The following is a 15,493-nucleotide window of genomic DNA, read 5'->3' on the forward strand; positions in this document are numbered from 1 at the left end:
TAGCGGGTCCGGCTGGGCCTCTGAAACAGCGCTGAGGGTCGGCCGGGCCACCGATCTGCGCCCGGAAGCGCCTCGCGGGCGGGACCCGGCAGTGAGATCGCGGTGCGCCACGGGACGGCGTCATGTGCGGTCGGGGACGGGGAGTCCCGTACAGGAAAGGGTTTGAAAGCGATGACGACCGTGACATCGCGGAGAGCGACGGCTTAACCGCTTCATGCGGCGATCCACCGCGACGGCGGGTGAAATATGCTCGCAACGGGCCGCCGGAGAACCGGCGGTGTCGCAAGCGGATGCAAGAGAGCCGCGTCAGGCGGTTCGGTTTTTGCAAGAATATGACGTAGGATTCCGTGATGACCAAACGTCTAGCCGAGGTGGCTAAGAAGGCCGGGGTCAGCGAGGCGACCGTCAGCCGGGTGCTCAACGGGCGCAGCGGCGTCTCCGAGGCCACCCGCACGTCGGTGCTCACCGCCCTGGACGTGCTGGGCTACGAGCGGCCCACCAAACTCCGCGGGGAGCGGGCCCGGCTCGTCGGCCTGGTCCTGCCCGAGCTGCAGAACCCGATCTTCCCCGCGCTGGCCGAGGTGGTGACCGGTTCGCTCGCGCAGCGCGGGTTCACCCCGGCCCTGTGCGCGCGGACGATCGGCGGCGTGCCGGAGTCGGATTACGTGGAGATGCTGCTGGATCACCAGGTCTCCGGCGTGATCTTCGCCGGTGGGTCGTATGCGCTGGCCGACGCCTCGCACGAGCACTACCGGCGGTTGACCGAGCGCGGCCTGCCGGTGGTGCTGGTCAACGCCGGCGTCGATGAGCTGGGCTTTCCCCGGGTGTCGACGGACGACGCGGTGGCGGTCGAGCAGGCGTACGGGCATCTGCGCTCCCTGGGCCATGAGCGGATCGGCATGGTGCTCGGCCCGGAGGGGCACATCCCGTCCCGGCGGAAGCTGTCCGCGATGATCCAGGTGGCCGGTGCGGAGGACGCCGCGGCGCGGGTCGAGCGGTCCAGCTTCTCGATGGAGGGTGCGCGGGTGGCGGCGACCCGGCTGGTGGAGCGCGGGGTGACCGGCATCATCTGCGCCAGTGACGTGCTGGCCCTGGGCGCGATCCGGGCGGCGCGGCGGCTGGGCCGTTCGGTGCCGGGTGACGTCTCGGTGGTGGGTTTCGACGACTCCGCGTTTATGACCTGCACCGATCCGCCGCTGACCACGGTGCGGCAGCCGATCGAGACGATGGGCCAGGCCGCCGTGGACCTGCTGGTGAGCCAGATCGACGAGGCCCGGGAGTTCTCCGACGAGCTGCTGTTCGAGCCGGAGCTGGTGGTTCGGGGTTCGACGGGACCCGCCCCCAAAGACTGACAAAACACCTCATCGAAGGCCGCCGACCACTGGTCGGCGGCCTTTTTGGTGGCCGAGATCCGGTCCAGCCGCAAGACAGTCGTGTTTTTGCAGAGGAAAATCGAAACCTTGCGGCAACATGCTCGCCTCGTTACAGTGACTCCACTCACTACGAGGACTCCTAACTAAGCGATAGAACCCGTTCCGAAGGGATGGACAGATGTCCGTACCGCAGTACCGGAAGGTTGCGGCGCTAGCGCTCGTGGCCGGCCTGGGGCTCAGCCTTACGGCGTGCTCCACCAAGAGCGACGACGACGGCTCGGACGCCGCCGGCAAGGTCACCATCACGGTCGACTGCCAGCCGGTCGCCGCCCAGAAGGAGCTGCTCGACAACTGGAACGCGGATGTGGCCGAGTTCCAGAAGCAGAACCCCGACATCGCGATCAAGAGCATCAGCGTCGGCCAGCAGTGCAACAACCCGCCGGACTTCACCGCGCGCCTGGCCGGTGGCACCACCACCGACGTCTTCTACGGCTACATGACCGATCTCCAGCAGGTGCTGGACTCCGGCCAGGCCATGGACATCACGTCGTACGTCAGCAAGGACACCGTCTCGACCTGGGACAGCGTCGACCCGGCGCTCAAGGAGGTCTTCACCGACGGCGGCAAGCTGTACGGCGTACCGGTGAAGAACTACTCGATGGGCCTGGTCTACAACAAGACGCTGTTCCAGAAGGCCGGCCTGGACGTCAACAACCCGCCGAAGACCTGGCCCGAGGTGCGGGAGGCGGCCAAGAAGATCTCCGCCACCGACAAGAGCGTGGCCGGTTACGCGGAGTACAGCGCCGGCAACACCGGCGGCTGGCACTTCACCTCGCTGCTCTACTCGCAGGGCGGCCGGGTCCTGGCCGAGGACGGCAAGAAGGCCGCGTTCAACAGCGCCGAGGGCAAGCAGGTCCTGCAGAACCTCAAGGACATGCGGTACGGCGACGACAGCATGGGCAGCCGCCAGCTCCTCCAGTGGGGTGACCTCCTGACCAACGCGGCGGCCGGCAAGGTCGGCATGTTCATCGGCGCGCCGGACACCACCCAGGCGATCGTCAGCCAGTTCAAGGGCAAGTTCGAGGACTGGGCGGTCGCCCCGCTGCCGGGCCAGAGCGACCTGGGCAAGGGCACGCTCGGCGGTGGCGAGGGCTACTTCTTCAAGAAGGACCTCACCAAGGAGCAGGTGGAGGCCGGTCTCAAGTGGATCGCCTACCAGAAGCTGACGCCGGGCAAGGGCCAGTTCGACTACGTACGGGCCAAGCCGCAGAACTACCCGGTCGGCCTGCCGCAGCCGCTGCTGTTCGCGAACGGCACCGAGGCGCAGAAGCAGGAGTTCGACCTGCGCAAGGCGAACGCGAACGTGCCGGTGGAGAACTTCTCGCTCTTCGAGAACAAGCAGCTCCCGATCGTGGGTGAGCCGCGGGACGCGCAGGCGATCTACGCGATCCTCGACTCGGCGATGTCCGGGGTCCTGACCGACCCGAACGCGAACATCGACACGCTGCTCAAGACCGCCGAGGAAAAGGTCGACCAGCTGCTGGCGGCCGGTAGTTGAGCATGGCCGTCATGACTGCCCCCGCCCCGGTGAAAGCCGAGGCGGGGGTCTCCCCGAAGAGTCGCCGTAAGATCCGCGACAACCTGACCGGGCACGCGTTCCTGATCGGCGCGATCCTCTGCTTCGCCCTCTTCATGTGGTACCCGATGATCCGCGGGCTGGTGATGAGCTTCCAGCACACCCGGCGCGGTGTGACCACCTGGGTGGGCTGGGACAACTACGTCCGGATCGTCAACGACCCGAGTTTCTGGGTCGCCTGGAAGAACACCTTCTACTTCACCGCGCTGGCGCTGATCGTCGGGTTCGCGGTGCCGTTCTTCGTGGCGATCCTGCTCAACGAGTTCCGGCACGCCAAGGGCTACCTGCGGGTGCTGGTCTACCTGCCGGTCATGCTGCCGCCGGCGTCGGCGCTGTTCCTCTTCAAGTACTACGCGTACGACCCGAGCGAGGCCGGTCTCTTCAACGCCATCTTGACATCACTGCACCTACCGACGTCGGAGTGGATGCAGTCGACGACCATGACGATGCCGGCAATGGTGATCGCGTCAACATGGATGAACATGGGCGGCGCGGTGCTGATCTATCTGGCGTCGTTGCAGAACATCCCCGGAGATCTGTACGAGGCCGCCGAGCTGGACGGCGCCGGCATCTGGAAACGGATCTGGCACGTCACCATCCCGCAGACCCGGCTGATCCTGGCGCTGCTCGCCATGATGCAGATCGTCGCCACCATGCAACTGTTCATCGAGCCGCTGATCCTGGCCAACGGCGCCGGCACGCAGGACTCGGCTACCTCCGTGGCGTACCTCATCTACCAGCACGGCTTCTTCCAGAACGATCTGAACGGCGCCGCGGCCCTCGGTGTGATCATGCTCGTGGTCCTGGCCGCCTTCTCCGCCGTCTACCTGCGGTTGAGCACGAAGGACTGACCATGACCCGGACACTCATCTCGCACGCTCAGCTCCGGCGCGGCCGCGGCCGGGTGATCTACTGGACGCTGCTGACCGTCGTCGTCGTGGGGTTCACCCTCGTCTTCCTCGGGCCGCTCTACTGGATGGTCACCGGCGCGCTCAAGTCGGGCCAGGAGATCGCGCAGACGCCGCCGACGCTGTTCCCGCAGGATCCGCAGCCGCAGAACTACGTCGACGCGTGGACCCAGCTGGACCTGGCGAAGCTGCTGTTCAACACGTTCTACTACGCGGCCGGCGCGGTGCTGTTCCAGCTCGTGTTCGACACCGCGGCGGCGTACGCGCTGTCGAAGCTGCGACCGGCCTTCGGCAACGTGATCCTCGGCGCCATGCTGGCGACCCTGATGATCCCGGCCATGGTGCTGATCGTCCCGCAGTATCAGACCGTGATCGACCTGCCGGTACTGGACATCAGCCTGATCGACTCACCGTTCGCGATCTGGCTGCCGATGGTCGCCAACGCCTTCAACATCTTCCTGCTCAAACGATTCTTCGACTCGATCCCGGAAGAGATCATGGCGGCCGCCTTCGTGGACGGGGCCACGCCCCTGCGTACCCTCTGGTCGATCATCCTGCCGATGTCGCGGCCGATCCTCGGCGTGGTGTCGATCTTCGCGGTGACCGCGGTGTGGAAGGACTTCCTCTGGCCACTGCTGGTCATGCCGCACCCGGAGACCCGCACGATCAGTGTCGGCATCTACGCCTTCGCGGCCGGCACCCCGCAGAACGTGGTGGTGGCCGCGTCGGTCATCGCGGCGCTCCCGACCGTGGTCATCTTCCTGATCTTCCAGCGCAACATCATGTCCGGCCTGACCGCAGGCAGCCTCAAGGGATGACGGGATGACAATGCAGTGGTGGCGTGACGCCGTGATTTACCAGGTCTATCCGCGCAGTTTCGCCGATGGCGACGGTGACGGGGTCGGTGACATCGCCGGCATCCGTGCCCGGCTCGGTCACCTGAGAGACCTCGGCGTCGACGCGATCTGGATGAGTCCCTGGTACCCCTCCCCGATGGCGGATGCCGGGTACGACGTGTCCGACTTCCGCGACATCGACCCGGTCTTCGGCTCGCTGGCCGAGGCGGAGGCGCTGATCGAGGAGGCGCACGAGGCCGGCATCCGGATCATCGTCGACATCGTCCCGAACCACATCTCCAGCGAGCATCCGTGGTTCAGAGCGGCCCTGGCCGATCCGGAGGCGAAGGAGCGGGACTATTTTTGGTTCCGTAAAAGCCAAAATATGCCTACAAACTGGGTGGGGGAGTTCGGCGGGACCGCCTGGACCCGGGTCGACGACGACACCTGGTACCTGCACCTGTTCACCCCCGAGCAGCCCGACCTCAACTGGGACCACCCGGAGGTGAAAAAAGAGTTCGAGAGCATTCTGCGGTTCTGGTTCGACCGGGGCGCCGACGGCATCCGGATCGACTCGGCGGCGCTGCTGTTCAAGGACCCGACGCTGCCCGAGGTCGTCGAGGACCGGCCGCACCCGTTCCACGACCTGGACGCGGTGCACGACGTCTACCGCTCCTGGCGGCGGATCGCCGACGAATACGAGGGCCGCGCCCTGATCGGCGAGGTGTGGATGCCGGACGTCGAGCGGTTCACCAACTACCTGCGCCCGGACGAACTGCACGCGGCGTTCAACTTCGATTTCCTGGGCTGTGCCTGGGATCCGCGGCTCATGCGCGACTGCGTCGACCGCACCCTCGGCGCGCACGCGCACGTCGGCGCCCCGCCCACCTGGGTGCTGTCCAATCACGACGTCACCCGGCACGTGACCCGCTACGGCCGCGCCGACACCACGTTCAGTTTCGAGAACAACCTCGACGGCACTCCGGTCGACCTGGAGCTGGGCACCCGGCGGGCCCGGGCGGCCGCGCTGCTCACCCTCGCGCTGCCCGGCTCGGCCTACATCTACCAGGGCGAGGAGCTGGGCCTCTGGGAGAACGAGGCGATTCCTCAGGATCACATTCAAGATCCGATGTACGCGCGGCGCGGCCACACCCGCGACGGCTGCCGTGTGCCGATGCCCTGGTCCGGCGACGAGCCGCCCTACGACTTCACCACCGGCGCCCCGTGGCTTCCCCAGCCGGCCGAGTGGAAGGACCGGACCGTCCAGGCCCAGACCGGTGACCCCAGCTCGATGCTGGAGCTCTACCGGTCGGCGATCCGCCTGCGCACCTTCACCGGCCACGAATTCGCCTGGCTGGACCGCGGCGAGGACGTGCTCGCCTGGACCCGCGGAACGGATTTCGCCTGCGTGCTCAACCTCTCCGGCACACCGGTGTCCCTGCCGGAGCACCGGGGCATCCTGCTCGCCAGCAGCCCGCTCGACGGTGACCTCCTCCCCCGGGACACCGCGGTCTGGCTGCGCCTCTAAGGCGACCGGGCGTTCCCGGTTCCACCGCCGGGGACGCCCATTCGGGGGCCGGCCACACCAAGGAAGGGAACATGGCCGACCGAACCGTCCCGTTCAACCCTGCGAGCGGCAACACGGTGACCATCCCGGCGAGCACGAACCAGCGGTTCCTGCGGCTCACCATCACCGGCAACACCGGCTGGCCGGCGGGTCAGCTCTCCGAGTTCGAGGTCTACGCCTCCTGAAACGCCGGCGGGCGGCTCTCCACCGGGTCGCCCGCCGGTTTCACCTCTCGTGGAAGAAAGGTGCGGTCCCGCATGTCCAGATTCAGGTTGATAGCCGCGGCCACGGCCGCCGGCTTGATAGCCGCCCTCGTGCACGCCCCGCCCTCGATGGCCGCCGGACCGAACCTCGCGGCCGGCAAGACCTTCAGCGCCTCCAGCTACACCGACGTCTACCCGGCCGGGAACGCCGGCGACGGCAACGCCAACACGTACTGGGAGAGCAACAACAACGCCTTCCCGCAGTGGCTCCAGGTCGACCTCGGCACGTCCACCCAGGTCAACCAGGCCGTACTCAAGCTGCCGCCGGCCACCGCCTGGAACACCCGCACGCAGACGCTGTCGATCCAGGGCAGCACCGACGGCGGCTCGTTCAGCACCCTCAAGGCGAGCGCCGGGTACAGCTTCAACCCGTCCTCGGGCAACACGGTGACGATCGATTTCGGTACGGCGAGCGCGCGCTTCGTCCGGCTGAACTTCACCGGCAACACGGCCTGGCCCGCCGGGCAGCTCTCCGAACTGGAGATCTACGGCCCGGTCAGCGGGGACAGCCAGGCGCCGACCGCACCCGGCAACCTCGCCTACACCGAGCCGGCGAGCGGGCAGATCCGGCTGACCTGGAACGCGTCGACCGACAACGTGGGCGTCACCGGCTACGACGTCTACGCCAACGGGGTGCTGCGCACATCGGTGGCCGGCAACGTGCTGACGTACACCGACAACCAGCCGGACAGCGCAACCGTCGCCTACCACGTGCGGGCCAAGGACGCGGCCGGCAACGTCTCGGCGAACAGCGACACGGTGACCCGTACCGGCGCTTCCGGTGACAGCCAGGCGCCGACGACCCCGGGGACGCTGTCCTACACCCAGCCGGCGGCCGGGCAGATCCGCCTGGCCTGGGGCGCGTCCACCGACAACGTGGGCGTGACCGGCTACAACGTGTACGCCAACGGGACCTTGAAGACCACGGTCACCGGAACCACGTACACCGACAGCCAGCCGGACACGGCGACCGTCGCCTACTACGTGAAGGCCCGTGACGCGGCCGGCAACGAGTCGGCGGCCAGCAACACGGTCACCCGCACCGGGACCCCGCAGAACGGCACGAACCTGGCGGTCGGCAAGCCGATCGAGGCGTCCTCGGTGATCCACACGTTCGTGGCCGCGAACGCGAACGACAACGACACCGCCACCTACTGGGAGGGCAGCGCGTACCCGGCGAACCTCACGGTCAAGCTGGGCGCCAACGCCACCGTGTCGTCGGTGGTCGTCAAGCTGAATCCGGCGACCGAGTGGGGCGCGCGGCAGCAGACGTTCGCGATCCTCGGGCGGGAGCAGTCGGCGTCCGCGTACACCACGATCGTGGGCTCCGCGACGTACAGCTTCAATCCGGCGAGTGGCAACACGGTGACCGTGCCGGTGAGCGCGACCACCGCGGACGTCCGTCTGTCCTTCACCGCCAACACCGGTGCGCCCAGCGGCCAGGTCGCCGAGCTCCAGGTCATCGGCACCCCGGCGCCGAACCCGGACCTCACGGTCACCGGGATCACGTTCTCCCCGGCAACGCCGGTGGAGACCGACGCGATCACGCTGTCCGCCACGGTGCGCAACGCGGGCACGGCCGCGTCTCCGGCCTCCGAGGTCAACTTCTACCTGGGTACGACGAAGGCCGGCACCGCCTCGGTCGGCGCCCTCGCGGCCGGCGCCTCCGCGACCGTCACCGCCTCGATCGGCGCGCGGGACGCGGGCACCTACGCGGTCGGCGCGAAGGTCGACGAGGCGAACACGGTCATCGAGACCAACGACGCCAACAACTCCTACAACAGCCCGGACAACCTGGTCGTGGCGCCGGTCAGCAGCTCCGACCTGGTCGCCTCGGTGGTCTCCTGGTCCCCGGGCAACCCGGCGGCCGGCAACACGGTCACCTTCTCGGCGACGCTGAAGAACCAGGGCACCGCGGCCAGCGGCGGCGGCGCGCACGGCGTCACTGTGACGATCCTGAACGGCGCCTCCGTGGTGAGGACGTTCACCAGCTCGTGGACCGGAACCCTGGCCGCCGGCGCCTCGTCGCCGTCGATCAGCCTGGGCACCTGGACCGCGGTCAACGGCAAGTACACGGTTCGGACGGTGGTCGCGAACGACACCAACGAGCTGCCGGTGAAGCAGGGCAACAACACCAGCGAGAAGCCGTTCTTCGTGGGGCGTGGCGCGAACATGCCGTACGACATGTACGAGGCCGAGGACGGTCAGACCGGCGGCGGCGCGCAGGTCGCCGGCCCGAACCGGATCGTCGGTGACCTGGCCGGCGAGGCGTCCGGCCGGAAGGCGGTCACGCTCGACCAGACCGGCTCGTACGTGCAGTGGACCACCCGCGCGGCGACCAACACGGTGGTGGCGCGGTTCTCCATCCCGGACGGCACGACCAGCTCGATCAACGTGTACGTCAACGGCACGCTCAACAGGACGCTGCCGCTGACCTCTCGTTTTGCCTGGCTCTACGGTAACGAGACCAACCCGCAGAACTCGGGGACCGGTCCGCGCCACATCTACGACGAAGCCAACATCATGTTGACTGGATCGTTCCCGGCCGGAAGTACAGTCAAGCTACAGAAGGATGCAGTCAACACCGGCAACATCGCCATCGACTTCATCAACCTGGAGCAGGTCGCCCCGATCGCCAACCCGGATCCGTCCCGCTATGTCGTACCGGCCGGATTCGACCACCAGTCGGTGCAGAACGCACTGGACGCCGCCCGTCAGGACACCACCAAGCTGGGCGTCTACCTGCCGGCCGGCGACTACCAGACAAGCAACAAGCTCCAGGTGTACGGGCGGTCGTTGCGGGTCATCGGGGCCGGACCCTGGTACACCCGCTTCCACACCCCGTCCACCCAGTCCGAGACGGACGCCGGTTTCCGGGCCGACGCCACCGCCAACGGCTCGACGTTCGCGAACTTCGCGTTCTTCGGCAACTACACGATCCGCATCGACGGCCCCGGCAAGGTGTTCGACCTGGCCAACGTCGCCGACATCACGATCGACAACATCTGGGCCGAGCACACGGTGTGCCTCTACTGGGGCGCGAACACCGACCGGATGAAGATCACCAACTCGCGGATCCGGAACATGTTCGCCGACGGCGTCAACATGACCAACGGCAGCACCGACAACCTGGTCGACAACAACGACGCCCGGGCCACCGGTGACGACAGCTTCGCGCTGTTCTCCGCCATCGACGCCGGCGGCTCCGACGAGATCAACAACGTCTACTCGAACCTGTCCACCACGCTGACCTGGCGTGCCGCGGGCATCGCGGTCTACGGCGGGTACGCCAACACGTTCAAGAACATCTACATCGCGGACACCCTGGTCTACTCGGGCATCACGATCAGCTCGCTGGACTTCGGCTACCCGATGAACGGTTTCGGCGCCAGCCCGCCGACCGTGTTCGAGAACATCTCGATCGTCCGGGCCGGCGGCCACTTCTGGGGCAGTCAGGTGTTCCCGGCGATCTGGGTGTTCTCGGCGTCCAAGGTGTTCCAGGGCATCCGGGTGAACAACGTCGACATCGTCGACCCCACCTACTCCGGGATCATGTTCCAGACCAACTACGTGGGTGGACAACCGCAGAACCCGATCAAGGACACGATCTTCACCAACGTGTCGATCACCGGGGCGAAGAGGAGCGGCGACCAGTTCGACGCGAAGTCCGGCTACGGCATCTGGGCCAACCCGATGCCGGAGGCTGGCCAGGGGCCGGCGGTCGGCTCGGCCACCTTCACCAACCTCCAGTTGAGCGACAACTACCGCGACATCGAGAACCCGACGACCACCTTCACCATCACGCGTAACTGAGCGACACGGGGATGAATGTGCCCGCGCCCACCCGGGTGCGGGCACATTCGTAAGATCCATCGGTGCACATCGAGTTCACCGCCGCCCGCTCCCCCGAGTACTACCGGAACAGGTTCCCCGACCGGACCTCGCGGGCCGCCAAGATCCTGTCCGCCGTGGTCGTCCCGATCGGGATCGTGGCCGTGTTCGTCGTGGTGGGTGGCGAGTTCAGCCCGAACGCCCTGGTGACCGGGGGCCTGCTGATCCTGGCGGCGATCGCGGCGATCGGGTGCGCGCGGTGGCTGGCCGTGCGGGCGGCCCGCCGGACCGCGCCGGTACCGGAATCCGAGCTGATCCCGCACGACTGGGTGCTCACCGACGAGCGGCTCGTCGCGTCCACGGCCGAATCGTCCACCGAGTACGAATGGTCGGCGTTCGAGGCGATGTTCGTGCTGGACGACGCCTATCTGCTGCGCACCGGGACCGGCCGGATCGCCGACATCCCGCGGGCGCCGCTGACCCCGGAACAGGACGCCGAACTGCGAACCTTCCTCTGCGCGGTGGTCGACCGCCCGGAATCCAGCATCGGCCCCGACCACCCGGAATCCGCCATCGCCCCCGACCAGCCGGACTCCGCCACCAGCCCCGACCGCCCCGAGCCCACCATCAGCCCCGACCAGCCGGACTCCGCCACCAGCCCCGACCGCCCCGAATCCACCATCAGCCCCGACCAGCCGGACTCCGCCACCAGTCCATCCGCGGAATCGCCGGCGGCCTGACCGTGCGCCTGGAAATCAGCCGGAACGGGCCGTTGCCCCCGCTGCGCCGGGCTCCGCGCCGGCTCGTCCCGCTCGTCGCGCCACTGGTCCTGGCCGGGGTCGCCGGAACAGCGCTCGGCCTGTGGCTGGACGCTCCGGGCCCGTTCACCGTGTCCGCCGCGGTCCTGGCGATCACCGGGGCGGGCGCGATCGGCATCGAGATCCGCACCCGCCCGCGCCGGGCCCGGCGTGTGATCACACCGCTCCCGGAGACGTGGACGGTCACCGACGACGGGGTCGAGGTCCGCACGGCGGAGAGCCGCAAGGTGTGGAACTGGGCACTGGTCCGTTCGGCGGCCGCCCACTCGGACCGGTACCGCCTCACCCTGGACGGCTCCGTCCACATCGACCTGCCCCGCCCGGAGTCCCCGGCCGACGACGCGCTGCTCGACGACTTCCTCCGGCGGCGCACCCTGCTGCCACCGCTGTCCGGGGGCCTTTCGCCCTGGTCGCGGCGCTGACCCTGGTGTGACTTGATGTCCGGTTCTACCGTCGTGGCATGCAGCCCGATCCGCGAGCCCGTGCCGGATGGCAGCGACCGCCGGAACCGCCGGTCACCTTCTGGTGGTTTCTCGTCCCGTTGCTGACCTGCGGGCTGGGCACGGCCCCGATGGTGCTGGCCGGTGCGATCAAGCTCCGCTCGCAGACGCACCTGATCCTCGCCGGCGTCTACTTCGTGGCGTTCTTCGGCAACTGCGCGGGCTCGGCGGTGACGAGTGACGGCTCGGATTCGGCGGCGGCGATCCTGCTCAGCATGGTCTCCATGGTCCTGTGGGTGGTCGGGACGTTCCACGTCGGATTCCTCCAGCAGCGGGTCCGGGCCGAGTTCCTCAGCCGAAACCCCCAACCCCAACCCCATCCTCCGGCGTACGGCAGAGCCACGCCCCGCCCCCGCCTGTCCCACTACCCGCCACCGCGCCCGGACTGGAACAGGACGCCGGCCGTCGATCCGGCGCTGGCCAAGGCGCAGTGGCGGGCCGCCCGCCGGGAGGAGGCCCGCCGGGTCCAGGCCGAGCAGCCGTCCGTCGCCTCCGAGCTGATGATCGGCCGCCCCGACCTGCCGGGCCGCGAGTACGACGACGGTGGCCTCGTCGACGTCAACCACGTCCCCGCCGAGTGGCTGGCCCGCGCCCTGCGGATCGAGCGCCCGCTCGCCGACCGCATCGCCGAGGCCCGCGACCTGCACAACGGTTTCACCAGCGCGGACGAGTTGCTCGTCTACTGTGACGGCCTCACCCCGGAGAAGCTGGCCCAGTTCCGCGACCGCCTGGTGTTCACCCCCCGCTGACCACCCCCCCCCCGCTGACCACCCCCCGCTGACCGAGCCCCGCTGACCGAGCCCCGCTGACCAAGCCCCGCTGACCAAGCCCCGCTGACCAAGCCCCGCTGACCGAGGCCCGCTGACCGAGGCCCCCGCGATCTTGGACGATTGACCACCCCCAGGAGTCTCCTTCTTGGGCGTTCGCGGTTCTACGTCAAGCGCCCGGTCGGGCGAATCGCCAAATGGGGGCGCCGTCCGCCGCACTAGGCGAAAATGGGGCTTTCGCCGGAAACAGGCGCCCGTTTCACCCGCTTTGCCCGCCGCTGTTGTGCGATCTTGAACGATTTGCCACCCGAGGCGGTGGTAAATCGTTCAAGATCGCTCCGGGTGGCGCGTCCTGCTGGCGAGGGATTGCGGATTCGGCCGTAGGCAGCCAAGAAGAAGACTCCCAGCGGTGGGAAAACGTCCAAGATCGCCGCGGAAGCCGCGGAAGCCGCGGGAGTTGTGGAAGTTGTGGAAGTTGTGGGAGCCGCGGGAGTTGTGGAAGTTGTGGGAGCCACGGGAGTTGTGGAAGTTGTGGGAGCCACGGGAGTTGTGGAAGTTGTGGGAGCCACGGGAGTTGTGGAAGTTGTGGGAGCCACGGGAGTTGTGGAAGTTGTGGGAGCCACGGGAGTTGTGGAAGTTGTGGGAGCCACGGGAGTTGTGGAAGTTGTGGGAGTTGTGGCGAGCGATGCGTTTGGGCAGTTCTGAGGGGTGGCTGGACCACCCACTCACGCCCGGCGGGCGCGTTACGGCCGTGAGGCCGCAGCGCGATCGCGCGGCAGGGCGGAACGGCCACGATTCTTCGGGGACGTTCCACCGCGTACCGGAAACGGGTTTTGGTTTCAGACGGCCGGGATCGACGAGATGGGGCGGGCGTCGCCGAGGACCGGATCGACCTCGTACATCCGGGCTTCGGCGAGGTCGAAGTACATGCCGGCGAGACGCAGCCGACCGGCGTCCTCGGCGGCCCGGACCGCCGGATAGGTGCGCAGGTTGGCGAGTTGCCGCACCACGTTGTCGGTGCAGCAACGTTCCTCGTCGCCGCTGTCGCTGAAGTCGACCCCGGAGAGGGCAAGCCAGTCGCCGAGAGCGGACCCGGGCAGGGCCGCGCCGCTCATCAGGGCGCGGACAGCTCCGCAGCCGGAGTGGCCGCAGACCGTGATGGTGGTGACGCCGAGGACCTCGACGGCGTATTCGACGGCCGCGCCGGCCGAGACGTCGCCGGCGCCGTGCGGGGGCACGATGTTGCCGACGTTGCGGACGCAGAACAGGTCGCCCGGGCCGCTCGCGGTGATCAGGTTGGGGACCATCCGCGAGTCGGCGCAGGTGATGAAGAGCTGCTGCGGCCGCTGACCGTCGCGGGCCAGGTCGGCCAGGTGCGGCCGGACCATCGGGGCCACGGTCCGCTCGAACTCGGCGATGCCGGCCGCCATGGCGCCGCGGCGCTGCTGGTCCATGTCCTGCCAGCGGGACCAGGAGCCGAGCACCCGCGGGGTGCGTTTGCCGTCGCCGAGCCGCCCCGAGGTGGCCTGGTGGAACCAGGAGTCGTGCACCTCGCGGATGGTGACCGAGCCGCCGGCCCGCTCGTACCCGGACCGCCAGTCCCGGATCGTCTCGAACGCCCCGTGGTCGAGATAGTCGAGGTGCAGCTCGACGTCGACGTCCGCGCCAGGTGGCAGGGCGCCCAGCTCGCGGCTGAGCCGGGCCGACTCGACGAAGGACAGCGTGCCGTTGATGGTGATCAGCCACTCGCCGGGTGCGCGCTCGACCCGGCGGATCTCCGAGCGGGTGAGCCGCCAGAGGATCAGCACGGCTGCGGTGATCATGCCGAGAGCCACGCCGGTGAGCAGGTCGACGAGGACCACGCCGAGGGCGGTGACCAGATAGGTGGGCAGTTCCCGATGCCGGGCGTAGGTGCGGATCTGCCCGAGGTCGACCAGGCGGAGCCCGACGACGATCAGGACGGCGGCCAGCACCGCCATCGGGATGGTCTCCAGCAGGCCGGCGAAGAGCAGCACGAACGCCGCGATCCAGAGGCCGTGCATGATCGCCGACGCGCGGGTACGGGCGCCGGCCGCCACGTTCGTGGAGCTGCGCACGATCACGCCGGTCACCGGCAGACCACCGAGCAACCCGGACGCGGTGTTGGCGACACCCTGGCCGACCAGTTCCCGGTTGAGGTCGGCCCGTGGGCCGTCGTGCAGCCGGTCCACGGCCACCGCGGAGAGCAGGGACTCGACACTCGCGACGATCGCGATGGTCAGCACCGCGATGGTGATCTCGCGCAGCGGCGCGTCCGGCCAGGCCGGGCGGATCAGGCCGGCCAGAGGTTCGTCGGGCAGGCGGACCCGGTCCACGTCGGCGTTCAGGGCGGCGGCGAGCGCGGTCATCGACACCACGGCGACCAGGGCGGCGGGCAGCAGCGAGAACCGGACGAGGCGGGGCCAGAGGATGAGGATCACGACGGTGAGGACGCCCAGGACGGCGGCGGTGCCGTGGTGGGTGGCGATCTGGCCGGGCAGGTCGACCAGGTTCTGCCAGGCCGAGCTCTGCGGTGAGCCGCCGAGCATCACGTGGATCTGGCTGAGCGCGATGACCAGGCCGATGCCGGCCAGCATGCCGTGTACCACGGCCGGCGACAGGGCGAGGGCGGCGCGGCCCAGACGGGAGACGCCGAGAAGGATCTGGACCAGGCCCGCGACGGCGATGATGGCGGCCGTGCCGGCGAACCCGTAGTCCGCGACGGTCCCGGCGACGATCACGGTGAGGCCCGCGGCGGGGCCGCTGACCTGTAAGGGAGCGCCGCCGAGGGCGCCCGCGACGATGCCGCCGACCACGGCGGCGACCAATCCCGCGAGTAATGGCGCACCCGAGGCCGCGGCGATGCCGAGGGACAACGGGATGGCGATCAGGAACACGACGATGGACGCCGGCAAGTCCCGGCGCAAAGAGTGCGTCAAGTCGGACATTTCGGCAATGTACCGAATGATGGTTAAC

Annotated in this window: 12 protein-coding genes; 11 read left to right on the forward strand and 1 reads right to left on the reverse strand. The window is 68.5% G+C overall.

Annotated elements, in window-relative coordinates; translation table 11 throughout:
* Positions 1–350 precede the first annotated feature (350 nt).
* From BJ964_RS02290 to BJ964_RS47270, 11 genes are all read left to right on the forward strand, one after another.
* Positions 351–1,352, forward strand: a complete 1,002-nt coding sequence (locus BJ964_RS02290; RefSeq protein WP_188119111.1) for a LacI family DNA-binding transcriptional regulator — start codon at positions 351–353, stop codon at positions 1,350–1,352.
* A 199-nt stretch (positions 1,353–1,551) separates the two neighbouring features.
* Entirely contained in the window at positions 1,552–2,931 is a 1,380-nt protein-coding gene (locus BJ964_RS02295) for an ABC transporter substrate-binding protein (protein WP_188119112.1), read from the forward strand.
* Between the two features lie 2 nt (positions 2,932–2,933).
* Positions 2,934–3,860: a carbohydrate ABC transporter permease gene (locus BJ964_RS02300; protein WP_188119113.1), complete on the forward strand. Its 927-nt coding sequence runs from the start codon at positions 2,934–2,936 to the stop codon at positions 3,858–3,860.
* A 2-nt stretch (positions 3,861–3,862) separates the two neighbouring features.
* Positions 3,863–4,735 (forward strand): carbohydrate ABC transporter permease, encoded by an 873-nt coding sequence (locus BJ964_RS02305; protein ID WP_188119114.1) that lies wholly within the window; start codon positions 3,863–3,865, stop codon positions 4,733–4,735.
* Positions 4,736–4,739: 4 nt separating this feature from the next.
* A complete protein-coding gene (locus BJ964_RS02310) occupies positions 4,740–6,281 on the forward strand; it encodes an alpha-amylase family glycosyl hydrolase (protein ID WP_188119115.1) in 1,542 nt (513 codons plus the stop codon).
* 71 nt (positions 6,282–6,352) lie between these two features.
* The gene (locus tag BJ964_RS02315; protein ID WP_188127572.1) at positions 6,353–6,505 is read left to right on the forward strand and encodes a hypothetical protein; all 153 of its coding nucleotides are present in this window, start codon (positions 6,353–6,355) and stop codon (positions 6,503–6,505) included.
* A 72-nt stretch (positions 6,506–6,577) separates the two neighbouring features.
* Positions 6,578–10,396: a discoidin domain-containing protein gene (locus BJ964_RS02320; protein WP_203832598.1), complete on the forward strand. Its 3,819-nt coding sequence runs from the start codon at positions 6,578–6,580 to the stop codon at positions 10,394–10,396.
* Between the two features lie 62 nt (positions 10,397–10,458).
* Positions 10,459–11,154 (forward strand): YcxB family protein, encoded by a 696-nt coding sequence (locus BJ964_RS48985; RefSeq protein WP_188119116.1) that lies wholly within the window; start codon positions 10,459–10,461, stop codon positions 11,152–11,154.
* 2 nt (positions 11,155–11,156) lie between these two features.
* Positions 11,157–11,654 (forward strand): hypothetical protein, encoded by a 498-nt coding sequence (locus BJ964_RS02330; protein WP_188119117.1) that lies wholly within the window; start codon positions 11,157–11,159, stop codon positions 11,652–11,654.
* 38 nt (positions 11,655–11,692) lie between these two features.
* Positions 11,693–12,481: a ComEA family DNA-binding protein gene (locus BJ964_RS02335; RefSeq protein WP_188119118.1), complete on the forward strand. Its 789-nt coding sequence runs from the start codon at positions 11,693–11,695 to the stop codon at positions 12,479–12,481.
* Between the two features lie 477 nt (positions 12,482–12,958).
* A complete protein-coding gene (locus tag BJ964_RS47270; RefSeq protein ID WP_223149460.1) occupies positions 12,959–13,204 on the forward strand; it encodes a hypothetical protein in 246 nt (81 codons plus the stop codon).
* Between the two features lie 134 nt (positions 13,205–13,338).
* Here BJ964_RS47270 and BJ964_RS02345 read toward each other — a convergent pair whose 3' ends face one another.
* Positions 13,339–15,465: a bifunctional SulP family inorganic anion transporter/carbonic anhydrase gene (locus BJ964_RS02345; RefSeq protein ID WP_188119120.1), complete on the reverse strand. Its 2,127-nt coding sequence runs from the start codon at positions 15,463–15,465 to the stop codon at positions 13,339–13,341.
* Positions 15,466–15,493 lie beyond the last annotated feature (28 nt).

It is taken from the genome of Actinoplanes lobatus, assembly GCF_014205215.1.
Lineage (GTDB): Bacteria > Actinomycetota > Actinomycetes > Mycobacteriales > Micromonosporaceae > Actinoplanes > Actinoplanes lobatus.

Coding starts and splice junctions, on each gene's coding strand:
- BJ964_RS02290 (WP_188119111.1), top strand. CDS start 351: ATGACCAAACGTCTAGCCGAGGTGGCTAAGAAGGCCGGGGTCAGCGAG.
- BJ964_RS02295 (WP_188119112.1), top strand. CDS start 1,552: ATGTCCGTACCGCAGTACCGGAAGGTTGCGGCGCTAGCGCTCGTGGCC.
- BJ964_RS02300 (WP_188119113.1), top strand. CDS start 2,934: ATGGCCGTCATGACTGCCCCCGCCCCGGTGAAAGCCGAGGCGGGGGTC.
- BJ964_RS02305 (WP_188119114.1), top strand. CDS start 3,863: ATGACCCGGACACTCATCTCGCACGCTCAGCTCCGGCGCGGCCGCGGC.
- BJ964_RS02310 (WP_188119115.1), top strand. CDS start 4,740: ATGACAATGCAGTGGTGGCGTGACGCCGTGATTTACCAGGTCTATCCG.
- BJ964_RS02315 (WP_188127572.1), top strand. CDS start 6,353: ATGGCCGACCGAACCGTCCCGTTCAACCCTGCGAGCGGCAACACGGTG.
- BJ964_RS02320 (WP_203832598.1), top strand. CDS start 6,578: ATGTCCAGATTCAGGTTGATAGCCGCGGCCACGGCCGCCGGCTTGATA.
- BJ964_RS02335 (WP_188119118.1), top strand. CDS start 11,693: ATGCAGCCCGATCCGCGAGCCCGTGCCGGATGGCAGCGACCGCCGGAA.
- BJ964_RS02345 (WP_188119120.1), bottom strand. CDS start 15,465: ATGTCCGACTTGACGCACTCTTTGCGCCGGGACTTGCCGGCGTCCATC.